This window comes from Sphingomonas sp. RS6, assembly GCF_054489705.1.
Genome location: NZ_JBTMWM010000002.1, coordinates 357540 through 381506, shown reverse-complemented (window position 1 = coordinate 381506; position 23967 = coordinate 357540). Strand labels below are relative to the sequence as shown.

Annotated in this window: 23 protein-coding genes; 10 read left to right on the top strand and 13 right to left on the bottom strand. The window is 68.0% G+C overall.

What is annotated here, in order from left to right; all coding sequences use genetic code 11:
- Positions 1-26: 26 nt before the first annotated feature.
- Positions 27-536: a peptide-methionine (R)-S-oxide reductase MsrB gene (gene msrB, locus ACX40Y_RS06575; protein ID WP_459118740.1), complete on the top strand. Its 510-nt coding sequence runs from the start codon at positions 27-29 to the stop codon at positions 534-536.
- Between the two features lie 9 nt (positions 537-545).
- On the opposite strand, the gene ACX40Y_RS06570 is transcribed toward msrB, so the two are convergent.
- On the bottom strand, positions 546-1091 hold the full coding sequence (locus ACX40Y_RS06570; protein WP_459118739.1) for a CHAP domain-containing protein: 546 nt from the start codon (positions 1089-1091) through the stop codon (positions 546-548).
- Between the two features lie 416 nt (positions 1092-1507).
- Between ACX40Y_RS06570 and ACX40Y_RS06565 the strand changes: the two genes are divergently transcribed.
- A complete protein-coding gene (locus tag ACX40Y_RS06565; RefSeq protein WP_459118738.1) occupies positions 1508-2059 on the top strand; it encodes a hypothetical protein in 552 nt (183 codons plus the stop codon).
- A gap of 13 nt (positions 2060-2072) precedes the next feature.
- On the opposite strand, the gene ACX40Y_RS06560 is transcribed toward ACX40Y_RS06565, so the two are convergent.
- From ACX40Y_RS06560 to ACX40Y_RS06515, 10 genes are all read right to left on the bottom strand, one after another.
- Positions 2073-2801 (bottom strand): extensin-like domain-containing protein, encoded by a 729-nt coding sequence (locus ACX40Y_RS06560; RefSeq protein ID WP_459118737.1) that lies wholly within the window; start codon positions 2799-2801, stop codon positions 2073-2075.
- Entirely contained in the window at positions 2798-3547 is a 750-nt protein-coding gene (locus ACX40Y_RS06555; RefSeq protein WP_459118736.1) for an NUDIX hydrolase, read from the bottom strand. Before ACX40Y_RS06555 ends, ACX40Y_RS06560 begins: the two co-directional genes overlap by 4 nt.
- A 43-nt stretch (positions 3548-3590) precedes the next feature.
- Positions 3591-4442, bottom strand: a complete 852-nt coding sequence (locus tag ACX40Y_RS06550) for a helix-turn-helix transcriptional regulator (RefSeq protein WP_459118735.1) — start codon at positions 4440-4442, stop codon at positions 3591-3593.
- 85 nt (positions 4443-4527) lie between these two features.
- On the bottom strand, positions 4528-5583 hold the full coding sequence (locus ACX40Y_RS06545; protein WP_459118734.1) for an SMP-30/gluconolactonase/LRE family protein: 1056 nt from the start codon (positions 5581-5583) through the stop codon (positions 4528-4530).
- An 11-nt stretch (positions 5584-5594) separates the two neighbouring features.
- Complete coding sequence (locus tag ACX40Y_RS06540) at positions 5595-6938, bottom strand: GntT/GntP/DsdX family permease (protein WP_459118733.1); 1344 nt, start codon at positions 6936-6938, stop codon at positions 5595-5597.
- Entirely contained in the window at positions 6938-8032 is a 1095-nt protein-coding gene (locus tag ACX40Y_RS06535) for a Gfo/Idh/MocA family protein (RefSeq protein WP_459118732.1), read from the bottom strand. The genes ACX40Y_RS06540 and ACX40Y_RS06535 overlap by 1 nt, the downstream gene beginning before the upstream one ends.
- 108 nt (positions 8033-8140) lie before the next feature.
- Positions 8141-9472 carry a sensor histidine kinase gene (locus ACX40Y_RS06530; RefSeq protein ID WP_459118731.1) on the bottom strand — a complete coding sequence of 444 codons (1332 nt, stop codon included), beginning with the start codon at positions 9470-9472 and terminating at the stop codon, positions 8141-8143.
- Positions 9472-10194: a response regulator gene (locus tag ACX40Y_RS06525; protein WP_459118730.1), complete on the bottom strand. Its 723-nt coding sequence runs from the start codon at positions 10192-10194 to the stop codon at positions 9472-9474. Before ACX40Y_RS06525 ends, ACX40Y_RS06530 begins: the two co-directional genes overlap by 1 nt.
- Positions 10195-10272: 78 nt before the next feature.
- Positions 10273-11574 (bottom strand): M28 family metallopeptidase, encoded by a 1302-nt coding sequence (locus ACX40Y_RS06520; protein ID WP_459118729.1) that lies wholly within the window; start codon positions 11572-11574, stop codon positions 10273-10275.
- A 40-nt stretch (positions 11575-11614) separates the two neighbouring features.
- Positions 11615-12070 (bottom strand): universal stress protein, encoded by a 456-nt coding sequence (locus ACX40Y_RS06515; RefSeq protein WP_459118728.1) that lies wholly within the window; start codon positions 12068-12070, stop codon positions 11615-11617.
- 130 nt (positions 12071-12200) lie between these two features.
- On the opposite strand from ACX40Y_RS06515, the gene ACX40Y_RS06510 reads away from it, so the two are divergent.
- The 5 genes from ACX40Y_RS06510 to ACX40Y_RS06490 all read left to right on the top strand — a co-directional run bounded on the left by ACX40Y_RS06510 (position 12201) and on the right by ACX40Y_RS06490 (position 17395).
- Positions 12201-13505, top strand: a complete 1305-nt coding sequence (locus ACX40Y_RS06510; RefSeq protein ID WP_459118727.1) for a pyruvate dehydrogenase complex dihydrolipoamide acetyltransferase — start codon at positions 12201-12203, stop codon at positions 13503-13505.
- A gap of 13 nt (positions 13506-13518) precedes the next feature.
- The gene (locus ACX40Y_RS06505) at positions 13519-13743 is read left to right on the top strand and encodes a hypothetical protein (RefSeq protein WP_459118726.1); all 225 of its coding nucleotides are present in this window, start codon (positions 13519-13521) and stop codon (positions 13741-13743) included.
- Complete coding sequence (locus tag ACX40Y_RS06500) at positions 13736-14131, top strand: acyl-CoA thioesterase (RefSeq protein WP_459118725.1); 396 nt, start codon at positions 13736-13738, stop codon at positions 14129-14131. The genes ACX40Y_RS06505 and ACX40Y_RS06500 overlap by 8 nt, the downstream gene beginning before the upstream one ends.
- 231 nt (positions 14132-14362) lie before the next feature.
- Positions 14363-15760 (top strand): dihydrolipoyl dehydrogenase, encoded by a 1398-nt coding sequence (gene lpdA, locus ACX40Y_RS06495; protein WP_459118724.1) that lies wholly within the window; start codon positions 14363-14365, stop codon positions 15758-15760.
- Positions 15761-15907: 147 nt separating this feature from the next.
- Positions 15908-17395, top strand: coding sequence for a hypothetical protein (locus tag ACX40Y_RS06490; protein WP_459118723.1), 1488 nt, complete (start codon positions 15908-15910; stop codon positions 17393-17395).
- Positions 17396-17402: 7 nt separating this feature from the next.
- Here the strand turns inward: ACX40Y_RS06490 and araD1 are convergent, their stop codons facing one another.
- Positions 17403-18398 (bottom strand): AraD1 family protein, encoded by a 996-nt coding sequence (araD1, locus tag ACX40Y_RS06485; RefSeq protein WP_459118722.1) that lies wholly within the window; start codon positions 18396-18398, stop codon positions 17403-17405.
- Between the two features lie 122 nt (positions 18399-18520).
- Between araD1 and ACX40Y_RS06480 the strand changes: the two genes are divergently transcribed.
- On the top strand, positions 18521-19279 hold the full coding sequence (locus ACX40Y_RS06480) for a FadR/GntR family transcriptional regulator (RefSeq protein ID WP_459118721.1): 759 nt from the start codon (positions 18521-18523) through the stop codon (positions 19277-19279).
- A gap of 254 nt (positions 19280-19533) precedes the next feature.
- On the opposite strand, the gene ACX40Y_RS06475 is transcribed toward ACX40Y_RS06480, so the two are convergent.
- Complete coding sequence (locus tag ACX40Y_RS06475; RefSeq protein WP_459118880.1) at positions 19534-20826, bottom strand: sugar MFS transporter; 1293 nt, start codon at positions 20824-20826, stop codon at positions 19534-19536.
- Positions 20827-20980: 154 nt separating this feature from the next.
- Here ACX40Y_RS06475 and ACX40Y_RS06470 point away from each other — a divergent pair, with 154 nt between their 5' ends.
- A complete protein-coding gene (locus ACX40Y_RS06470; RefSeq protein WP_459118720.1) occupies positions 20981-22114 on the top strand; it encodes an aldose epimerase family protein in 1134 nt (377 codons plus the stop codon).
- A gap of 24 nt (positions 22115-22138) precedes the next feature.
- Positions 22139-23932, top strand: a complete 1794-nt coding sequence (locus ACX40Y_RS06465; protein ID WP_459118719.1) for an IlvD/Edd family dehydratase — start codon at positions 22139-22141, stop codon at positions 23930-23932.
- Positions 23933-23967 lie beyond the last annotated feature (35 nt).

The window sequence follows — 23967 nt, the reverse complement described above, 5'->3', positions numbered from 1 at the left end:
GGTCTTGCGAACCTATATCGTCACCGATGTCAGAAAGGGTCGCCATGACGCTCGATCGCCGCCAGTTGCTCGCCGCCGCCGGGCTGGGTCTTGCCGGGCTGCCGCTGTTCGCGTGCAGCAGCGCGCCCGCCGCCGCTGCGGGCGATTTTCCGTTCAAGCTCAGCGATGCCGAATGGAAGAAGCGGCTCAGCCCGGCCGCCTATAATGTGCTGCGGCGGGGCGGGACCGAATATCCGTTCACCAGCCCGCTCAACAAGGAGCATCGCGCCGGCCGGTTCGACTGTGCCGGCTGCGCGCTCCCGCTCTTTTCCTCGACGACGAAGTTCGACAGCGGCACCGGCTGGCCGAGCTTCTATGCGCCGCTGCCCAACGCCGTGCTCGAACGGGCCGACAACAGCCTGGGAATGCGCCGCACCGAGATCCTGTGCCGCCGCTGCGGGGGGCATCTGGGCCATGTCTTCGACGATGGCCCGCCGCCGACCGGCAAACGCTATTGCATGAACGGGGTGGCGCTACGCTTCACGCCTAGGGCGTAAGCGGCGCGATCAGTTGATCGAGGCGAGTTGGTCGAGCTGCGGAAGATCGAGCCGCGCCATCTGCACCGGCACCGATGCCCAGTCGTCGGCGGCCGGGGCTTCAGGATAGATGAAGCCGTTGACCGGATAGGTCGAGGTGCCGAGCCCGCCCACCGGCGCATACCACACACGCACTTCGCTCCAGTCGCCATTGGGCGACACGTCGACCGCGCGCACGTCCCGCTCGACGCCGCCGCGACGCGACCAGTTGGCATGGGTGAGCAGCACTTCGCGATCGCTGATGACCTGCGAAACCATCGCGACATGGCCCAGCGGCATCCGCGAGGTGCGCTGGAACGACATCACCGCGCCGACCTTGGGCGCATGGCCGCGGGCATATTGACCCTCGGCCTGGTTCCACCAGGTCCAGGCATTGCCGTGGATTTCGACGCCCGAAACCGAGCGGGCAAAGGTAACGCACTGCCAGAAGGTACCGCGCGCCTGAGCGGGAACGGTGGTCATCAGGGCGCACGCGGCCATCAGCGCAAAACGCGCTGCAAATCGTGTGAAACTCATGGACCCCCCGGTCAGGAAAGCGTTGGTGTGAGTGTTTGCTAGCCAGACTATAGGCGGGTCGTACACCCCTGCGGTCGGTCGATCCGACGAACCGTTGGATTGCGCAGGCGAGACGCGGTGAACCGCCGATGAACCCGGGAACCGCCCTTAAGCACATCCCCTGATGTGCTGCGCTGCGCCGCCGCTTGACCCCGCAAACCCGTCGCAAAGCCGTGCAGCATGGCCCCATTGTTGCGCGAATCCCGGGTTGTGAACAAGTTTCATGCCGAACGCTCGACTGGTCGCAAACCAATGTTGCATCGCAGCAGATTTTGCGTTCCAATGCCGGAGGGATACGGGGGGGTCATTAAGGTCCGCGTTAACCAATGCGGCGCATGATCGCTCCAAGGGTCGAATGATCGAGCGGGAGACGAGCAATGGCTGCACGTATGAGACCGGCGGAAGGCGCGATGACGCTGGCGGAAATGAAGGAATTTGCGGGCTTCACCGCAGCGACGCAGCGCTATGTGCGCCGTTCGCTCGACGTGGGCCTCGAACGCGAGGACGCGCTGACCCGCTGGTCGCGCGACGTCGTCGAAGCCGCCAGCATCCGCGCCCAGGCCCGCATCTACGAACGCCTGCCCGAAGTTCGCACGCTGATGCCCAACGACAGCGATCTCGGCGCGATCGAGCCATTCATGGCGCCGCTCGTCACGCTTTCGGCGTTCGATCTCGGCCAGGGCCGGCTCACCAGCTTCTCGGCCTATCGCTTCCTCTATGAGCGCCTGCTCGGCGCCGAGGTGCGGCCGTGGCTGCCCTCTGCCTTCTGCTCGGCGTCGGCGCTGCCGCATCTCCACCCGGATCTGCGCCGCAAGCTGCTCCAGTCGATCAGCGAAGCCGCGGCAACCGCCTCGGGCTGGTCGAACCGCCAGCCGTCCTTCTTCCCGCAATGGGTCGAAAAGATCGACACCAAGGCACTGCCGAACTGACCCCCCCGCCGCGTCAGCGGCAACTCCGCCACCCCATCTCGCCCCGAGCAGCCTGGTCGAGATGGAGGTGGTCGCGGTGCGCTTCATTGTAATCCGGCGACAGCACCGTCGAGAACAGCCGGCACGCGCCGTCGCGCACGCTGCGCAGGAAGGCACGCTCGTCCCCCTCGCCACCCCAGCCGTCCAGCACCGAAATCCGCCGGCCATCGGCAAGGACGAACGCCGCGATGTCGACGGCGTCGGCGGTCGCATGCTCGCTCCAGTCGCCCGCGCTGCGCCCGTACATGCGGCGGCACGAATAGCTGCCGAAATGCTCGATTCGCGCGACGCGGCTGCCAAACCGCGCCAGCGCCGCCGGCTGCACCACATGCCATTCCCACAGCGCCAGCGCCGCCGCGACCGGGCACGCCGTGCCCAGTTGCGGGCTGAACGCGATCGTTCGCGATCCCCCCGCCTCCAGCCGAACCGCGTCCTCATAGCCGCACGGCCCATCGCGCCGCACCGGCGGCAGCGCCTGGTATCGCACCCCGGCCTTGTCGAGCAGCGCGCGGCACTGCGCGGCGTCTTCGGTCAGCCCGGCAAGCTTGCGGCCGGTGAACGCGCCGATCGGCTGCGACAGGTCGAGCGGCGTCCACGGCACGTCCTGCGGCCGGTTGCGCGCCATCATCACCAGCAGGAACGTGACGCCCGCGATCAGGCAAAACGCGATCAGCACGACCAGCGTCTGGCGCAGCGCCTTCATCCGCGGCGCACGCTGTCCATCGGCTCCGCAGTCACGGGATAGCCGGCGTCTTCGGGGATGCAGAGATGCTCGATACCGTCACGTCGCTCGATCCAGGGGGTGATGGGCCGTACCGGATGGGCCTCGGCGTCGGCCAGTGCATCCTCGAAACTGGCGAAGCGCGCGAGTCGTTCCAGGTTGCGGCGCGTGGGATAGATCAGCCGCGCCGCGCCTGACGACGCCGCATCGAGCATGTCGGCCGCGCGCGCCCAGATCAGCCGCACATTCTCGCCACCGTCGACGGCCGGCTCGGCATCGCGCGGTGCGCGGGCCAGATAGAATCGGGTGTCGAACACACGGTGCGGCAGCCCGTGCGGCAGCCAGCGCGCGAACGGCACCAGCGACTCGAGATCGAGCCGCCCGGCAACCCGCTCCAGCAGCGCCCCCATCGTATCGCCCCGGTGGAGCCCGCGGCGCAGAGCCGCCAGCCGCTCCGGCGCCAGATCGAGCCCGATGGCAACGCCCGCCTCTTCGATCGTCTCGCGGATCGCCGCGATTCTTGCGGCGGTTTCGTCACGGTCGCCGTGCATCGCCGCCGCCAGCGCATGATCGCCGGGATCGACCCGCCCGCCCGGAAACACCATCGCCCCCGCCGCGAATCGCATCGCGCCCGCGCGTTCGACCATCAGCAGTTCGGGCGCGCCGCCACTGGTCTCGCGCATCACCACGATGGTTGCGGCGGGAATGACGGGCGGCGTGTCGGGCATGCCCCGCTCTTACGCGCAAGCATGCGCCGGGGCGAGCGGGGCGTTACGTGCCGCTGATGATCGGATGCACCACGCCCTCCAGCGCGGTTCGCCGGGCGATCGTCAACTGGGCGAGCAGGCTCGGCTCGGCGCGGATCTGCCCGGGGGTATAGCCCGTGAAGTGCTTGATCTCGCGGATCAGGTGCGACTGGTCGTAAAAGCCGCGGCTGACGACATCGTCGATCGATGCCCCTTCCGAAACCAGCGAAACGGCGGCGCGCAGCGCCCGGTATTTGCGCGCCAGTCCCTTGGGGCTTGCACCATACAGGGTCTTGCATTTCCGCTCGATCTGGCGGGCGGACATGCCGGCGGCGGCCACCAGCGACTCGATCTCGGGTGAGGCATCGTCGCTCAGCCACGCATCGACCATGTGGATGAAATCCACCTCGCGCGATCGCCGCACCCGCACCAGCCGCCGCACGATCGATTCGCCACACGCCACCATCTCGTCGAGCTCGGTAAGGCGGGCCATTTCCGCGACGCCCTCGTCGATCGTATCGCCGAACAGATCGGCCAGGTCGACGACGCGGTTCACCAGCGACGACGCATCGGAACCGATCAGCGCCATCCAGCCGAGCGGCGTGATGCCCGCGCCGAACAGCAGCACCGGCCCTTCCACCCGCACCCGGAACGCGCCCGTGGTCGGCCCGACGACATGGGCGGCGCCGGGCGTCTGCACATTGCCGTCGGCGAATCGATATTCGCCCGCCCCCGGCGTCAGGCGAAAGCGGATCTGCGCATGATCGGCGCGCTCGACATCCTCGAAAATCGGAACATTCGCCCGGAAGCGATAGAAAAGCGTCAGCAAATCTTCCGATTCATTGCCCGGAACCGCATAGTCCAGCTGAATATCCACCTTGAGCCCCTCTCTCCGGTGCAGATGGACACCTTCATACAGGGCATGAATTACTGAGGTAAGATGATCGTGCCGGCGCCGTGCTTTACTCGGCGCTTTTTAGTCGCAGGCGAACAACCATGTCGCTCGAGGTGATGAACAGCGTCTTGCCGTCCTCGCCGAAGCAGCAATTGGCGGCGGCCTTGCCGGTGGAAATCAGGCCGAGGCGGCGGCCGTCCGGGGCGATGACGTGGATGCCGCCCGGGCCGCTTGCGAACAGATGGCCGCTCCGCGCGACCTTCATCCCGTCGGGCAGCCCCGGCAGCTTGCGGGCGATGCCGGGGCGGAAGTCTGCGAAGATGCGGCGCGTCCCCGCCATGCCGTCGGCACCGAGCGGATAGGCGTGGATATAGGGCGCCTTTTCGTCGGAGACGGAGACGTAAAGGGTGCGCTCGTCGGGCGAGAGGCCGATGCCGTTCGGCCGGGTCAGCTGCTTGTCGATCAGCAAGACCGTGCCGTCAGGCGCAAGGCGATAGACGCCGTTGAACGCCAGTTCCTTGAGAGGGGACTGGTCGCCCTCGCTCAGGCCATAGGGCGGATCGGTGAAGTAGATCGCGCCGTCATTCGCCTGCACCAGATCGTTGCAGCTGTTGAAGCGCTTGCCCCCGAAACGGCTGGCCAGGATCGTCTTGTCCTTGCTGTCCAGGTCGATCGCGGCGATCGCGCGGGTGCCGCTGTCGGCGATCAGCAGTTCGCCGTGCCGCCCCTGGATCATCCCGTTCGCGCCCGCCTCGCGCACGCCGGCGGGGATCGGCCCCGCCAGCCCCGAAGGCTTCAGGAAGACACGCTTGTCCTCGCCGTCCCAGCGATAGGCGATGTTCGCCGGCGGATCGGAAAACAGCAGATAGCTGCGATCGAACGCGCCTGCCTGCCCGGACGAATCGGCGGGCACCACCGCCGCGTCGCGGATCCACACCGGCCCTTCGGCCCATTGGATGCCGGTGCAGATCACCTCGATCGGCGTGTCGACGTCGAGCAGTTGGTCGAGCTCGGGATCGAGCCGGGTGATTCCGCCGACCGTCTCGGCACGCGCAAGGCGCGGCAGCAGCGGCAACGTGGCGAAGCCGGCAATCACGGCGCGGCGGGTGGTGGCGATCTGCACGAACATCTCCCTCAAACAAACGGCCAAAGCATCAGCGCGATGGCGAAACTGGTGCCCCCGGCGATCGTCGCGCCCAGCGTCCAGCTGCGGAAGGTCTGTGCTTCCGTCAGCCCGAGATACTGTTTCACCAGCCAGAAGCCAGTGTCGTTGACATGGCTCGCGATCGTCGCGCCCGATCCGATCGCCACGGTGACGAGCGCGATCCGGTCCGGCCCCAGCCCAGCGGCGCCGATCAGCGGCGCGGCAAGGCCCGCCGCCGTCACCATCGCGACGGTCGCCGATCCCTGCGCGACGCGGACGAACGCGGCGAGCAGAAAGGCAAAGACCGGGATCGAGACCTGCGCCGCCTGCACCGCCTGGGTGATCTGCTGGCCCGCGCCCGACTGGATCAGCACTTCCTTGTACGCCGCGCCTGCCCCGACGATCAGCACCATCAGTCCGGCCGGCTCGAGCGCGCGGGTGCTGACCTTCGACAGCGTTTCGAACGGCGCGCCCGCCACCAGCCGCAGCCACAACATCGCGCCGACCACTGCGATCACCAGTGCGGCAAAGGGGTGGCCCACGAACATCAGCGTCGAACGCAGCGTGCCCGGCGCCATCGCCTCGCCCGCGATCGTGCCGATCAGGATCAGCCCCAGCGGCAGCAGCATCGCGGCAAGCGCGGGCGCAAAGCCGATCGCCCGGGTCTGCGGCGCGCCTTCGTCGAGCATCGGCGGTGCGCCGATCGCGCCGTAACCGGGCGCACCATGCGCCAGCCGGGCGAACACCGGCCCGGCCAGGATCGCCGCCGGAATGCCGCAGATCAGGCCAAAGATCGCCATCCGCCCATAATCGGTGCCAAGCAGTTCGGCGACCGCGACCGGGCCCGGGTGGGGCGGCAACAGCGCGTGCATCGTCATCAGGCCCGCGAGCAGCGGCAGCGCGAAATAGGTGATCCGCCGCTCGGCGCGCAGCGCCAGCGTTGTCAGCAGCGGCGCCAGGATGATGAAGGCGACGTCGAAGAACAGCGGCACGCCGACGACGATGCCGATCGCGGTCAGCGCCCAGGGCGCGCGCTTTTCCCCAAACAGGTCGAGCAGCCGTCTCGCGATCGCTTGGACGCCGCCCGACGCCTCGAGCATTCCGCCCAGCACCGCGCCGAGCCCGATCACCACCGCGACGAAGCCCAGCGCCTCGCCGGTGCCCTTGCGGATCGCGGCGATCACCGCCTGCGGGTCGCCGCCGAACACCAGCCCCGTCACCAGTGCGACGAGCAGCAGCGCGACGAACGGCTGGAGCTTGAGCCGCAGCACGAGCAGGATGACCGCGGCGATGCTGCCGGCGACGATCGCCAGCGTGGACCCGGGCTCTCCCATCAGCCGAGGGCGATCGCGCGGTGTTCGCGGGCCGAACGATAGATCGCCTCGATCAGCCGCATGTCGCGCAGCCCCTCCTCGCCCGGCACGATCGGCGTGCGCCCGGTCATCACGCACTCCGCCAGGTGATCGAGCTGGCGGACGAACTGGCTTTTGGCCGGCGCGGCCAGCTGCACCGCCTCGCGCTCGCCGCCGATCCGCTGCCACATCGCCTGCCCCTGATAGGAGGTTGCCGGCTCCAGCCCCACCCATCCCTTCGTGCCGGTGACGCGATAGGCATTGTGCGACGAGCTGTAGCTCGACACGCAGTTCGCGATCAGACCGCTGGGGAAGCGCAGCTGGAAGTCGATCCGGTCCTCCACCGTCTTGAACCGCGGATCGCGCCGGTCGGTATAGTCCATCGCGCTCACCTCGACCGGCTCCTCGCCCGACAGGTAGCGCGCGGCGTTGAGGCTATAGATGCCGATGTCCATCAGCGATCCGCCGCCCGACATCGCCCTGTCGAGCCGCCACTGGTCCGGCGCGATCGGAAAGCCATGTTCGGCAAAGATCAGCGTCGGGCGGCCGAGCGCGCCCGAACGCACCGTCTCGATCGCCTTCAGATTGTGCGGCTCGAACCGGCTGCGATACCCGATCATCAGCCTCTTGCCGGCCGTGCGGGCGGCGGCGATCATCGCCTCGCATTCGGCGGCGGAAACCGCCATCGGCTTTTCGCACAGCACATGCTTGCCGGCGCGGCTCGCCCGGATCGAATATTCGGCATGCATGCTGTTGGGAAGGACGACATAGACCAGGTCGATGTCGGGATTGTCGCGCATGCTGTCGTACGTCTGGTAATTGTACCAATGGCTGCGCGGCACGCCATATTGCGCGCCATAGCGTTCCAGCTTGGCCGGCGTGCCGCTGACGAGCGCGCGCAGTTCGGCGAATTCGCATTCCTTCAGGCGCGGCAGGATCTGGTTCGTGGCATAATTGCCCAGCCCGACCACGGCATAGCCCAGCTTGCGCTTTTCCGCCGCGCAGGCGGAGGACGACAGCGCCCCGGCCACCAGCCCCGCGCCGATCCCGCCCAGCAGTTCGCGTCGCGTTCGCATGATTCCTCTCCCCAGCACCGGCCTTTCCGCCGCGTTGCTGGTATCGCTATCAACAAACGCCCGTCCGGGCCAGCGAAACGCATCGCTTTCCGGTCCAAGTGACTGGCGTCAAAGCGGAAGCGTCACAATCGCCTTCAGCCCGCGGGTCGCCCGGTTCTCCAGCCTGATGTCGCCGCCATGCGCGCGCGCGGTGGCGCGGGCGCTCGCCAGCCCCAGCCCCATGCCGCCGGTATCGCGGTTGCGCGATCGCTCGCCGCGAAAGAACGGATCGAACACCAGGTCGAGCTGTTCGTCGGGAATGCCCGGACCCTGGTCGCGCACCGTCAGCACCGCCTCGTCATCGCGCCGCTCCAGCACCACCTCGGCACCGCCGGCATATTTGACCGCATTGCCGATCAGGTTGCCGAGCATCGCCTTCAGCGCGACCGGATCGGCCTCGATGACGAGCGGTTCGCCCGGCTCCAGCGACACGGCCTCGCCGCGATCGGCAGCATCGTCGATCACGGTTTCGGCAAGCGAGCGCAGGTCGAGCGGGCGGCGCACCCCCAGCTGGCTGGTATCGCGGACATAGCCCATCACCGCGGAAATCATCGCCTGCATCTCACGGACGTCGTTCTCGCAGTTGATCCGCGTCGTCGCGTCGGCGCTTTCGAGCCGCAGCCCCAGCCGCATCAGCGGCGTGCGCAGATCGTGCGCCAGCGCCGCCACCATCGTCGCGCGATCGTCGACATAGCGGTGCAGCCGCGCCTGCATCTGGTTGAACGCGCGCGCGGCATCGGCGATTTCGGGCGGCCCGCTCAGGTTGAGCGGATGCGCGCGCGGGTCGCGCCCCAGCCGCTCCGCCGCCGCCGCGAACGCGGCGATCGGCCGGGCGAAGCGCTGCGCCAGCGCCAGGGCGAACGGCGTCACCGCCAGGACGGAGAGCGCCAGCCAGCCGAACACGAACCAGCGCCACGGCTCGATCCCCTTGTTCGGCTTCACCGTCAGCCACTCGCCATTGGCGAGCCGGCGCGAGGCGATGAAGTCGCCGACGATCACGATGTCGTCGGCCTCGGCGACGCTCGCGGGATGCGGGATCGGCGGCACGCTCGATCGGTCGAACGTCTGTTCGCGCTGCAGGAACCCGGGGTCGAAGCTGACGACGATCTGGCCCGGATCGACGCCCAGCGAGGTCGCGATGCCGATGCTGATTCGTTCGGCGCGCGGGTTCCACGGCGGAATATGCACCTTCGCCACGCGCCGCACGCTGAAATCGCCCTTGCCCCCACCCGGCTGCCGCATCGCGCTGGCGACCTGCCCGACGGTGTAGAGCTTGGCGGTCGGTGCCTGCACCGCGATCAGCAACAGCAGGTTGAGCAGCTGGACCACGCCGACGCACGCCAGCATCAACAGAAAGATGCGGACGAACAGCGGCGACCGGACCGCCGCGCCGCGCAGCATCACGCGCGCGCGACTCGGGGTACGAACAGATAGCCTTCGTTGCGGACGGTGCGGATGATGTCGTCGCCGCCCGCCCGCAGCTTGCGGCGCAGGCGGCTCACCTGGACGTCGATCGCGCGATCATAGGCGTCCGAATCCGGCCCCCGCGCCGCCGCCAGCAGTGCTTCACGCGAAAGCACCCGGCGCGGCCGCTCGATGAACACGCGCAGCACCGCGAATTCGCCGTCGGTCAGGCCGACCAGCACGCCGTTGGGATCGAACAACTCGTGACTGCCGAGATCGATCCGCCATCCTTCGAACGCGAACACCTCGCCCTCGGTCGGCGCCGGGGCACCGCGCTTGCGCAGCGCCGCGCGCACCGTCGCCAGGATCTCGCGCGGGCTGCACGGCTTGGGCAGATAATGGCTCGCGCCCACCTCCAGCCCCAATATCCGGTCCTGTTCCTCGCCCAGCGCGCTCAGCAGGATCACCTCGGGGCCATCCGCCGTCGCGATCCGGCGGCAGGCGGACAGGCCGTCCTCGCCCGGCATCATGATGTCAAGGATCACCAGGTCGACCGGCATCGTCTCGAGGATCTGGTCCATGTCGCGCGCGTTCGCCGCCGTCTCGACGCGATAGCCGCGCGCGCCCAGGCTGTTCGCCAGGAGCAGCCGAATGTCGCGATCGTCGTCCACCACCAGCAGGGTGGCGGGGTCGTCCGGGATGGCATTGGTGGCGAGCATGGCGTTTACGACTCTATTGCGTTGAGGCTGACACCCGTTAGCGTCTTCTATGAACCCGGCGGGGCCGCCGTTCAATCGTTAGCGGCCGGGCGACCCGCGCCGGCCGAAGGTGACGAGGCTTTCCGCGCCGTCGGCGCCCAGCGCGGAGACGCCGACGAAATTGTCGTCGACGATGATCCCCTCCAGCGTCGCCGATGTCCTGTCGCCCGCGACATCGACATGGCGGGTCCAGCGATCGGCATCGGCGGGACGCCAATAGACGCGGTACTTCGCCGCCCCTGCCACCGCCGGCCATGATACATTGGTATCGGTGGCGAGCGCGCCGCCGATCGTCACCGCTTCGGGCGCGGCCGGCGCGCTCGCCAGACGGCGCAGCGTGGCGACGTTGAGTGCGGTGACCTTCGCCAGATAGGGAAAATCCACCCGATCCACCGTGTCGCCATAGACCTTGCCGTCCTCGGTCCGCAGATCCTGATGCTGCGCGTCGTAATTCTCGACGCCGACCGAGAAGCGCACCGCCGGATAGCCGAGCGCGAGGAAGGGCGAATGATCGCCGCCGCGCCCGAACCGATCGGGGCGACGCACCATCAGCACATTGAGCCCGCCCGGAATCGTGCCGGCGACACCCCGGATCGCCTTGGCGAGCGCGCGGCTGGGGCCGTCATCCTCGCCGCCGTCGGCGCGCCGCGCCTTGGCCTCGGCCAGCGTTTCCGAATCGGCGATGCCCTCGGAAAAGACGCGCACCCGATCGGCGACGCGGCGGCCGTCCTGCCCGATCGTGTTGCCGACAATGTCGTTGTTGAGCACCGCCGATACGGTCCAGCCGCGCGCCTTCGCCGTCTCGGCCAGCAGCTGCCCGCCATAGAGCCCCTGCTCCTCGCCCGAGAGTGCGGCATAGACGATGGTAGCGCGGAATTTCTGCTTCGACAGGATACGCGCAGCCTCCAGCACCAGCGCGACGCCCGAGGCATCGTCATTGGCGCCGGGCGCATCGGCGGTGGCGTTCATCACGTCGCTCACGCGGCTGTCGATATGGCCCATCACGATCACGACGCGGTTCGGATCGCTGCCGCGCTGGATGCCGAGCACGTCGACGATGTTCACCCCGTCGGGCGCGCGCGGCCCCTTGAACATGCGCGCGACCTCGCTCGTCTCGATGCAGCCGCCGCACGCCGAGCCGATCTTCGCCAGCTCGCCGCCGAACCAGCGCCGCGCCGCGCCGATGCCGCGCGTCGGATTGTGGGGATCGGACAGGGTGTGGCGGGTGCCGAAGCCGACCAGCGTCTCGACGCTCGCCTTCAGCCGGGCGGGATCGGGCCTGTCCTGCGCCGATGCGGGCAGGGCAAGCAGGGCGAGCGGAAAAAGAACGAGGGTGCGCATGCGCTTATGCTGGCCCGCCGGCCCCCTCGGGTCAATCGGATCAGCTCAGCCGGTCGATCGCTTCCATGTCGAGCGAGCCGGGGATGATCATCACCGGCACCGTCAGCTTGCCCGCATCGGCGCCGGTAAAATGGGCGACCAGCTTGCCCGGTGCGCCCGCCGGCGCGGCGCCCAGCACCAGCGCGGCGATGTCGCCATTCGCCTCGATCATCTCGCGGACCACCTTCGCCCCGTCGCCTTCGCGCACCGTGATCGACGGCGTCAGGCCGGATTCGGTGAACAGCGTGCCCGCCGCACGCGCCACCAGCGCCTCGGCACGCTCGCGCGCTTCTTCCTCGATCGTCGCCATCACGCCGCCCCATTGGACGAACTCGGGCGGCGGAATCAGCGCCAGAATTTCGACGTTGCCGCCGGTTTTCACCGCCCGCCGCGCGGCAAAGCGCAGCGCGATTTCCGCCTCGGGCTTGTCGTCGATCACCACCAGATAGGTGCGCATGGGTGCCTTCCTGCCGCTCGCGCGTTAGGTGGACCGTCGTCGCGCGAAGCGCAAGGCCGGGGCTTGACCCTTGGGAGCGTGGCGGCAAAGGAGGGGCCAGCCACCCCCAGGACCAACGACGGGAACCTTCATGGGAATCGAAATCAAGATGCCGGCACTTTCTCCCACCATGGAGGAGGGCACGCTTGCCAAGTGGCTCGTCAAGGAAGGCGACACGGTGAAATCCGGCGACCTGCTTGCCGAGATCGAAACCGACAAGGCGACGATGGAATTCGAAGCGGTCGACGAAGGCGTGATCGGGAAGATCCTGGTCGCCGAAGGGACCGATAACGTAAAGGTCGGCACCGTGATCGCGGTGATCGCCGGCGAAGGCGAGGACGTTTCCTCGACCGCCGCAGCGCCCGCGCCGAGCCCGACCCCTGCCCCCGCACCGGCACCGGCCGCGAGTGCGCCGGCGCCTGCGCCAACTCCGGCCCCTGCCCCGGCGCAGCCCGCCGCCGCATCGGGCTCGCGCGTCAAGGCGAGCCCGCTCGCCCGCCGCATCGCCGCAGACAAGGGCGTCGACCTGGCGGCCGTGAGCGGCTCCGGCCCGAACGGCCGCATCGTCAAGGCCGATGTCGAAGGCGCCAAGCCCGGTGCAGCCGCCGCCAAGCCCGTCGCCGCCCAGTCCGAAGCGGCTGCGCCCGCCGCGGTGTCGGCACCGGCTGCCGCCGCCGAAGCCAAGCCGGTCTGGTACGACGACTCGATCCCGCACGAGGAAGAGAAGCTCTCGAACATCCGCAAGACGATCGCGCGTCGCCTAACCGAGTCGAAGCAGACCGTCCCGCACATTTACCTCACGGTCGATATCCGCCTCGATGCGCTGCTCAAGCTGCGCGGCGAGCTCAACAAGGCGCTGGAGCCGCGCGGCGTGAAGCTGTCGGTCAACGATCTGCTGATCAAGGCGCTGGGCGTCGCACTTGCGCGCGCGCCGAAGTGCAACGTCACCTTCACCGGCGACAAGCTGATCAAGTATAGCCGCGCCGACGTGTCGGTCGCGGTGTCGACCCCGACCGGCCTGATCACCCCGATCATCAAGGACGCGGCGAACAAGAGCGTCTCCGCCATCTCGACCGAGATGAAGGACCTCGCCGCCCGCGCCCGCGAGGGCAAGCTGCAGCCGCACGAATATCAGGGCGGCACCGCCAGCCTGTCGAACATGGGCATGTACGGCATCAAGCAGTTCGAAGCCGTCATCAATCCGCCGCAGGGCATGATCATGGCGATCGGCGCGGGCGAGAAGCGCCCATACATCATCGACGATGCGTTGGGCGTGGCGACGGTGATGAGCGCCACGGGCAGCTTCGATCACCGCGCCATCGACGGTGCCGACGGGGCCGAGATGATGAAGATCTTCAAGGAACTCGTCGAAGCCCCGATGGGCATGATCGCCTGATCGGAGCCGGGCGGTGCGCGTGCTTGTAGAGGTTCTCCATATCGTCGCGGGGCTGATCGCGGCGGTGGTGATCGCGTCGCTCGCCGCCTGGTCCTATCGCCGCGCCACCGACGACATCTGGCTGGTCGCCTATGTCGCGATGGTCGCGGTGGTGCTGATGGGCATCGGCCCGCTGCGGCGGGCCTATGCGCTGGATCGCAAGACGCTGCGCCGGAACGAGGGGGCACGCAATGATTGACCAGAAAGCGGGCCCGCCCGATCGCCAGCCGGCGATCCGAGTGACCACCATGCCCGCCGACGCCAATCCCTATGGCGATATCTTCGGCGGCTGGCTGATGAGCCAGATGGACATGGCGGCCGGGCTCGTCGCCTCACGCTATTCGCGCGGCCGCGCGGTGACGATCGCGGTCGAGGGGATGAAGTTCCACTCGCCCGTCGCGGTCGGCGACGAAGTCTCGGTCTATGCCGAACTGGTGAAGGTCGGCCGCACCTCGATGACGATCGAAGTCCAGGCCTGGCGCCGCGGTCGCCATGTCGAGGAAAGCTGCCTGGTAACGCAGGCACAGTTCGTCTTCGTCGCCATCGACGCCGACAGGCGCCCGCGCCCGGTCGAGGCGATTGCGTGATGATGGGGGCATATGGTGCAACAGCACTTGCCCCTCTCCCCGGCCCTCCCCCGGTTGGGGGGAGGGAGCGCCGCATTGAAATGTCATCCCTGAACCCCTCTCCCCATCGGGGAGAGGGAGGGGCCCGCCGCGCAGCGGTGGGGGGGAGAGGGGCCGTCCGCCACTCCCTGATGCCCATATTCTCTCCCCAGCCCTTCCCCGCCACGGGAAGGGAGCAGAAGGAAGCACACCTTGGCTGAATCCTACGACGTCATCGTTCTCGGCTCGGGCCCCGGCGGCTATGTCGCGGCGATCCGGGCGGCCCAGCTGGGCCTGAAGACCGCCATTGTCGAGCGCGAGCTGCTCGGCGGCATCTGCCTCAACTGGGGCTGCATCCCCACCAAGGCGCTGCTGCGCTCGGCGGAAATCTTCCACTATATGCAGCACGCCAAGGACTACGGCCTGATCGCCAACCAGATCAGCGCCGATCTGGACGCAGTGGTGAAGCGCTCGCGCGGCGTTGCCAAGCAGCTCAATCAGGGCGTCACGCACCTGATGAAGAAGAACAAGATCGCGGTGCACATGGGCACCGGCGTGCTGACCGCGAAGGGCAAGCTCACCGTCACTGCCGCCGACGGCAAGAAGACCGACCTGGAGGCGAAGAACATCATCGTCGCCACCGGCGCGCGCGCCCGCGACCTGCCCTTCGCCAAGGCCGACGGCAAGCGCATCTGGACCTATCGCCACGCGATGACGCCCACCGAGATGCCGACCAAGCTGCTGGTCATCGGCTCGGGCGCGATCGGCGTGGAGTTCGCCAGCTTCTACAACGACATGGGCGCGAACGTGACGATCGTCGAGATGCTCGACCGGATCGTGCCGGTGGAAGACAAGGACATCTCCGCGCATCTGGAGAAGGCGTTCAAGAAGCAGGGGATGACCATCCTCACCCAGACCGGCGTCGAGAAGCTCGACGTGACGGCGAGCGGCGTGAAGGCGTCGATCAAGGGCAAGGACGGCAAGGTCACCGTCGAGGAATTCAGCCACGTCATCGTCGCGATCGGCATCGTGCCGAACACCGAGAATATCGGGCTCGAGACGCTCGGCGTGAAGACCGAGCGCGGCCATATCGTCACCGACGGCGCCTGCCGCACCAATGTCGAGGGCCTGTGGGCGATCGGCGACGTCACCGCCCCGCCCTGGCTCGCGCACAAGGCCAGTCATGAGGGCGTGATCGCGGCGGAGGCGATCAACGGCGGCCACCCGCATGCGATGGACGTGCGCAACATCCCGGGCTGCACCTATTGCCACCCGCAGATCGCCAGCGTCGGCCTGACCGAGGCCAAGGCCAAGGAAGCGGGCTATGAGGTCAAGGTCGGCAACTTCCCGTTCATCGGCAACGGCAAGGCGATTGCGCTCGGCGAGCCGGAAGGCTTTGTGAAGACGGTGTTCGACGCCAAGACCGGCGAGCTGCTCGGCGCGCACATGATCGGCGCCGAAGTGACCGAGATGATCCAGGGCTACACGATCGGCAAGACCGGCGAGCTGACCGAGGCCGAGCTGATGGAAACGGTGTTCCCGCACCCGACGATCAGCGAAGCGATGCACGAAGCGGTGCTCGGCGCCTATGGCCGCGCGCTCCATATCTGAATGACGACGGCGCGGGGGCATCCCCCCCCGCGCCGTCCGCTTGCGCCGGACGTCATCGCCGCAACGGCCAGTCGTTGCGCCTGCAGCTTCCTTCGGCACCCGCTTCGGGCTAGTCGTCGCCCGGCCCTCTGCTGCGAAGGCTGATCGATGACGAACACCTTCCCGCCTTCCACACCCTTCGCCGGTGCCGCGTCACCGGGTCGCCCGCGCCCGCTCCGTCGCCAACCCTTCGGCACGCGGCGCAAGGCCGTGTCGTCGCTCGTCGCGGCGCTGCTGCTCGCGGCGGCAACGCTCTTCCTGTTCTGGCCGGGCATCGCCAGCTATGACAGCGTCGTCCAGTATCAGCAGCTGCTCAGCGGTCGCTATGACGACTGGCACCCGCCGGCGATGGCGCGGCTCTGGTCGCTGTTCCACGCCGCCGGCTGGCACGGCCAGGCGCCAATGTTCGCGCTCCAGATCCTGCTTTACTGGGGCGGCATCGGCCTGTTCTCGGCTGCGTTGATCCGGTGCGGAAGGCCTGTGCTGGGGATTGCCGCGCTGCTGCTGGGGCTCTGGCCGCCGCTGCTCGGCTGGCAGGTGGTGGTGCTCAAGGATGCGCAGATGGCCGGCACGCTGGCGGCGGCGGTCGGCCTCGCGAGCCTCTGGCGGCTCAGCGACCGGGCGCCGCCGGGTTGGGCCAAGGCGCTCGTCCTGTTGCTCCTCGGCTATGCCACGCTGGTGCGCTTCAACGCCGCCTTCGCCAGCGTGCCGCTCGCGTTCGGCCTGGTCGGCGGCATCCGCTGGGATCGGTCGTGGCGCCACGGCGCGCTGCTGCTCGCGGCCACCGCGGCGACCTTGACGCTGCTCGGCCCGATCAACCACCGCCTGCTCGATGCCGAGCCGAGTGGCGTCGAGCGATCGCTGCCGCTGTTCGATCTGGCGGGAATCGTCCACCATGCCGGGCCGGCGGCCGTGCCGCAGGTGCCCCCGCGCCTGTGGCACCGCGCCGAGGCGAAGGGCTGCCTCACGCCGATCCTGTGGGATCCGCTCGGCGCCGATTCGCCCTGCGGCTATATCGACGACGCGCTCGCCCGCCGCGCACCGGGGAGCGAGCTCGAAAAGATGTGGGTCGGCGCGATCGCCGCGCACCCGCTCGCCCATGCGCAGCACCGGATCGCCCATTGGAACAGCGAGATGCGGCTCTGGGCCCCCGCGGCGATGCCCGGCACCGGCCCGCTCGCCGGATCGGAGCCGAACAGCCTCGGCCTCGCCTCGCCCCAACGGCGCATCGAGGGCTTTCAGCTCGCCGGCGCGCAGCTGGCCGCCTCCGTGCTCGGCGCACCGATCCTCTGGTTCGTCGCCGCGCTGGGGCTGCTCGTCTGCCTCTGGCCCGCGCGCGATGCGCGGAGCGGCATGGCCATCACGCTGGCCCTGTCTGCGCTCTTCACCGAAAGCGCCTTTGCGGTGATCGGCGTCGCATCCGATTACCGCTATCATTGCTGGAGCATGCTCGCGACCGGTCTCGCGCTGCTGGCGGGATGGCGCACCGCGCTGCCGCCGCTGCGCCACCGGCTGGCGGCGGCCGCCATCCTCGTGACCGCGTCCGTCGTCCTCGTCGCGCGGCTGACGCTGCCCGCGGCAGCGCCCCCGCTCTGACGCGGCGCTACAGCGTCCGCACCGCCCGCACGCCGGCATCCGCTTCCTGCGCCAGCGGGTTGCGCAGCGGCAGCGTGAACGGCGCCGCCTCGATCTCGAACACGTCGCCCGGCTGCGTCCGCACGCCATCGCTGAACGACAGCGTCGCGGTGCCGAAGAAATGGACATGCACATCGCCCGGCCGGCGGAACAGCCCATATTTGAAGTGATGATGCTCGAGATTGGCGAGCGTGTGCGACATGTTCGCCTCGCCAGAGAGGAACGGCTTTTCCCACAGCGTCGCGCCGCCGCGCACGATCCGGCTGGTCCCGCGCACGTCGGCGGGGGCATCACCGACCAGCAGCTCCGGCCCGAGCGCCGCCTGGCGCAGCTTCGAATGGGCGAGCCACAGATAATTGTGCCGCTCGGTCACATGGTCGCTGAACTCGTTGGCAAGGCACAGCCCGATCCGCCACGGCGTCCCGTCCGGCCCGATCAGATAGATGCCGGCAAGCTCCGGCTCCTCGCCGCCATCCTGTGCGAAGCCGGGAATGGTCAGCGCCGCGCCGGGGCCGACCAGATGATGGCCATTGCCCTTGTAGAACCATTCGGGCTGCTGGCCGATCGCGCCCGGTGCCGGCTTGCCACCCTCGACGCCTTCGAGGAACATCCGCATCGAATCGGTCTTGTGCTCGGCGGCGGCGGCGTCGCGGTGCATCTTGTCGCGCCCCTCGGCCGATCCGAGATGCGTCAGGCCCGTGCCGGTCAGGATCAGGTGCGCGGGATCCTCATGGTCGATCGGCGCGAGCAACCGGCCCTCCGCCAGCGCCGCCTTGGGGTCGGCCGGACCCGCCGCGCCGAGTCGCGCAACGGCGGCGGCGATGCTTTCCCCCCGCTCGATCGCGTCGAGCGCAATGCCCCGGATATCGGTGACGCCGGCAACGAATACAGCCGCTTCGCCATCATCGGCGATCACCCGCCGCACCCCATCCTCGCCACGATATTGCATCAGTCGCAGTGTCATCACTCACCTGTCCCTTGCTATTAGTCCGACATATTGACACGCTGCTCGAAACGCAATCTTGGTTGGTTGGCCAAAGAGCGTGGGGAGCGCTAGAAGGCGCGACCGGGAGGAGGGCGGCGGACATGGCATCGCAGCGAGACGACGAAGACGAAACCATTGGCGAGGTCGCTCCGATCACGCGCAGCCCCAAGGGTTCGGGGCGGCGGCTCCGCGGCGCCATCGCCCATTTCCTCGGCACCGAGATCGTGTCGGGCCGCATCGCGCCGGGCGAAAAGCTTACCGGCGAAGTCGCCAATGCCGAAGCGCTCGATGTCTCGCGCAGCGCCTATCGTGAGGCGGTGCAGGTGTTGACCGCGAAGGGACTGGTCGAAAGCCGTCCCAAGGCCGGCACGCGCGTGCTGCCGCGCAGCCGCTGGAACATGCTCGATCCACAGGTGCTCGCCTGGGCCTTTTCGGGCGAACCCGACACCGATTTCGTGCGCGACCTGTTCGAACTGCGCGCCGTGGTCGAGCCGGCCGCCGCGCGGCTCGCCGCCGAACGCCGCGAGCGCGAGGACGTCAAGGCGATGCGCGACGCGCTCGCCAAGATGCGCCGCTTCACGCTGGCGACCGACGAGGGCCGCGCCGCCGATCGCGATTTCCACGATGCGCTGCTCGGCGCGACGCACAACAACGCGATGATCGCGCTCAGCGCCAGCATCGGCGCGGCGGTGAGCTGGACGACCAAGTACAAGCAGCGCGCCCGCGCCCTGCCCCGCGATCCCGTGCCCGATCACATCCGGGTGTTCGACGCGATCGCCGCGGGTGACGGCGATGCGGCGGCGGCGGCGATGCGAACGCTGGTCGATCTCGCGCTCGAGGATACCCGCCTCTCGATGTGATCGCACGGATGCCTGGATGGCGCCGCTCGGCTGAATAGGCTTCCCTACATCGCTTGTTTATGATTTGTTCTCTTCCCGTCGGTTCCGACTCGACGCGGGGGGGGGGGGCGGGCTCATGTCGTTTTCCCGGAACTTTCGGAACCTTTGGGGGGCGGCATGGGCGATGGTGAAGATCGGCCCGACGGGGGGCCGCGCGGGAACGGCGGGTCGGTGCCGCCTCCCCCGGGCCGAACCCGGGGGAGACGGGCAGCCGCTCAGTCCGCGATCGCGTTGGTCGGCTTGGCGCCCCACAGCGCGTAGAACAGGATGTAGAGTTCGCACACGGCGGTCAGCAGGAACGACAGCTGGAGGCCATACAAATCGGCGATCCGGCCCTGGACGACGACCAGCGCGCCGCCCGCAATGGCCATGATGAGAAGGCCCGAGCCTTCCTCGGTCAGCGGGCCGAGCCCCTTGATGCCGAGCGAGAAGATCGTCGGGAACATGATCGAATGGAACAGGCCCACCAGAATCAGCGACCACATCGCCGCTGGCCCCGTCAGGAAGGTCGCCCCCAGCATCACGATGAATGCGCCGATCGAGAAGCCGGCCAGCACCGTTTCGGCAGGCACCTTCTGCATGATGAAGGAGCCGGCGAAGCGCCCGACCATCATCCCGCCCCACAGGACCGCCAGATAACGCGACGCTTCGTTCTGGGTGATGTTGGCGATGTCGGGCTGCGACACGAAGTTGATGAACAGGTTGGCGACGCCGATCTCGGCGATCAGGTAGATGAAGATCGCCGGCACGCCGAAGACGAGGTTGCGGTGGCGCCACAGCGAGTGGTTCTTGCGGTCTTCCTTGGCGACGCGGCTCGTGGCCGAACCCATTGCCGGCAGCGGGAAGCGTGCAATGACGATGGCGAGCACCACCAGCACGACGGCGACCAGCGCATAGGGCAGGATGACCGACTGCGCGTCGGCCAGACGTTCGGCCTGGGTGAGCGCCGCTGCGCCGGCTTCCGCCGTGCCGCCCTTCGAACGGCCGAGGATCAGATAGCCCGCGAACAGCGGTGCCAGCGTGGTGCCGAGCGAATTGAACGCCTGAACCAGGTTGAGGCGCGACGATCCCGTCTCCGGCGGACCGATCACGGTGACATAGGGATTGGCTGCCACCTGAAGCAGCGTGATCCCGCTGGCGATGACGAACAGCATCGCCAGCGTGACGCCGTAAGAGGGCAGGCTCGCCGCCAGCGTCATCCCCGCTGCGCCGCCCGCCATGACGAGCAGACCGACGACCAGCGACTTCTGATAGCCGATCCGCTCGATCAGCTTGGCCGACGGGATCGAGGCGACGAAATAGGCGATGAACCACACGCTCTCGATCAGCGTCGTCTTGGTATAGTTGAGTTCGAACACGCTGCGCAGATGTGGCAGCAGCGTGTTGTTGATGACGGTGATGAAACCCCACATGAAGAACAGCGTCGCGAGCAGCGTAAGCGCCCGGCCATATGGAGTGGGTTGAGACGCAGGCCCGGCCCCCGCCGGGGCAGCACTGGATGTGGGCATGACCGCCATGCTCGGGTGATCCTCTCGATTTTGCCGCGCTTGTTGTGCGGCGGGGTTGCTCTTCGCTTTCTAGTCGGAGTATTAAACCCCATGCCACCCGTCAACGGGCGTTGGGGCAATTGCGGCATGGATAGCCGATTGGGAGGGGATTTAAATGAATAATATGATAAAGGCCGCGTTGATGGTCGCCACCATGATTCCTGCCACGGCCTTTGCCGGCGATGCGACTCGCGCGAACTTCGGCACGCTGCCCGACGGCCGTGCAGTGGAGGCGATCACGCTGACCAACAGCCACGGTATGCGCGCGACGATCATCAATTATGGCGCCATCCTCCAGTCGCTTTCGGTGCCGGACCGCGCCGGCAAGTCCGAAGACGTGACGCTCGGCTATAACGACATGAAGGGCTATCTGGTCGCCCCCAATTATTTCGGCGCCACCGTCGGCCGCTACGCCAATCGCATCAAGGGCGCGACCTTCGCCATCGACGGCAAGACCTATACGCTCGCCAAGAACAACGGCCCGAACGCGCTGCACGGCGGCCCCCAGGGCTTCGACAAGCGGCTGTGGACGGTCGAAAAGGTGAGCGACGGCGACACCCCCAGCGTCACGCTGCGCTACGTTTCGGCGGACGGCGAGGAAGGCTATCCGGGCCAGCTCACCGTCACCGCCACCTATTCGCTCAACGAGAAGAACGAGCTGTCGGTCGACTATCGCGCGACGACCACCAAGCCGACGATCGTCAACATCACCAATCACAGCTTCTTCAATCTCGCCGGCGAAGCGTCGCAGCGCTCGATCTACGATCATCTCGTGACGATCCCGGCCGAGACGACGACGCCGGTCGACAAGACGCTGATCCCCACCGGCGAGCTTCGCCCGGTGGAAGGCACGCCGTTCGATTTCCGCAAGGCTACGCCGATCGGCGCGCGCATCCGCGACGGGCGCGATCCGCAGATCGTGTTCGGCCAGGGCTATGACGAGAATTTCGTGATCGCCAAGGCGCCGTCGACCCAGCCGATGCTCCATGCCCGTGTCGAGGATCCGTCGAGCGGCCGGGTGATGGAGATCCTCTCCAACCAGCCGGGCGTGCAATTCTACACCGGCAATTTCCTCGACGGCACCGCGATCGGCAAATCGCAGCACGCCTATCGACAGGGCGACGGCCTCGCGCTCGAGCCCCAGCTGTTCCCGGATACGCCCAACCAGCCGGCGTTCGGCTCGGCGCGGCTCAACCCCGGCCAGACCTATCACAACGTGATCGTCTACCGTTTCTCGACGACCAACTGATCTTTCCTCCCGCAAGGCACTTCAATGACCGAAACCGCCCCCAAACTGCGCAGCCGCGCCTGGTTCGACAATCCCGACAATGTCGACATGACCGCCCTCTATCTGGAGCGGTATCTCAACTATGGGTTGAGCCTGGAAGAGCTGCGTTCGGGCAAGCCGATCATCGGCATCGCCCAGACGGGGTCGGACCTGAGCCCCTGCAACCGCCACCACCTCGTGCTTGCCGAGCGCATCCGCGAAGGCATTCGCGAGGCGGGCGGGATCGCGATCGAGTTCCCGGTGCATCCGATCCAGGAAACCGGCAAGCGGCCCACCGCCGCGCTCGATCGCAACCTCGCCTATCTCGGGCTGGTCGAGCTGATCTACGGCTATCCGATCGACGGCGTGGTGCTCACCACCGGCTGTGACAAGACCACGCCGGCCTGCCTGATGGCGGCGGCGACGGTGAACATCCCCGCCATCGCGCTGTCGGTCGGCCCGATGCTCAACGGCTGGCATCGCGGCGAGCGCACGGGTTCGGGCACCATCGTGTGGAAGGCGCGCCAGCTGCTCGCGGCGGGCGAGATCGACGATGAAGGCTTTATCCGCCTCGTCAGCTCCTCGGCGCCGTCGACCGGCTATTGCAACACGATGGGCACGGCGACGACGATGAACAGCCTAGCCGAGGCGCTGGGCATGATGCTGCCGGGCTCGGCGGCGATCCCGGCGCCCTATCGCGACCGGCAGGAATCGGCCTATCGCACCGGCAAGCGCATCGTCGACATGGTGCGCGAGGATCTCAAGCCCTCCGACATCATGACGCGCGAGGCGTTCCTCAACGCGATCGTCGTCAATTCGGCGATCGGCGGGTCGACCAACGCACCGATCCACCTCGCGGCGATTGCCCGCCATGTCGGTGCCGAACTGTCGCTCGACGACTGGCAGACGCACGGCCACAAGGTGCCGCTGCTGGTGAACCTTCAGCCGGCCGGCGAATATCTGGGCGAGGATTATTACCGGGCGGGCGGCGTCCCCGCCGTGGTCGCCCAGCTGATGGAACAGGGGCTGATCCACGAAAATGCGCTCACCGCCAATGGCAAGACCATCGGCGAGAATTGCCGGGGTGCCGTGATCGAGGACGAGAAGGTCATCCGCCGCTATGCCGAACCGCTGGTCGAGGAAGCCGGCTTCGTCGTGCTGCGCGGCAATCTGTTCGACGCGGCGATCATGAAGACGAGCGTGATCGGCCCCGAATTCCGCGATCGCTATCTCTCCAATCCGGACGATCCCGATGCCTTTGAAGGCCCGGTGGTCGTGTTCGACGGCCCCGAGGACTATCACCACCGCATCGACGATCCGGCCGTGGGCATCACGCCGGATACGCTGCTGGTGATGCGCGGTGCCGGCCCGATCGGCTATCCGGGTGCGGCGGAAGTGGTGAACATGCGCCCGCCCGCCTATCTGATCCGCGAGGGCGTCCATGCGCTGCCGTGCATCGGCGACGGTCGCCAGTCGGGCACCTCGGCCTCGCCGTCGATCCTCAACGCCTCGCCCGAGGCGGCGGCGATGGGCGGTCTCGCGCTGCTCAAGACCGGCGACCGGGTGCGGATCGATCTCAAGCGCGGCACCGCCGATGTGCTGATCCCCGACGACGAACTCGCCGAGCGCCGCCGCGTGCTGGCCGACGCGGGCGGCTATCCGTTCCCGGACTCGCAGACGCCCTGGCAGAAGATCCAGCGCGCGATGGTCGGTCAGATGAACACCGGCGCCATCCTGGAGGGCGCGGAGACCTTCCAGCGCATCGCCCAGACCCACGGCATCCCCCGCGACAACCACTGATCCTCGCGGCCGGTGCGGCGACGCACCGGCCGGCC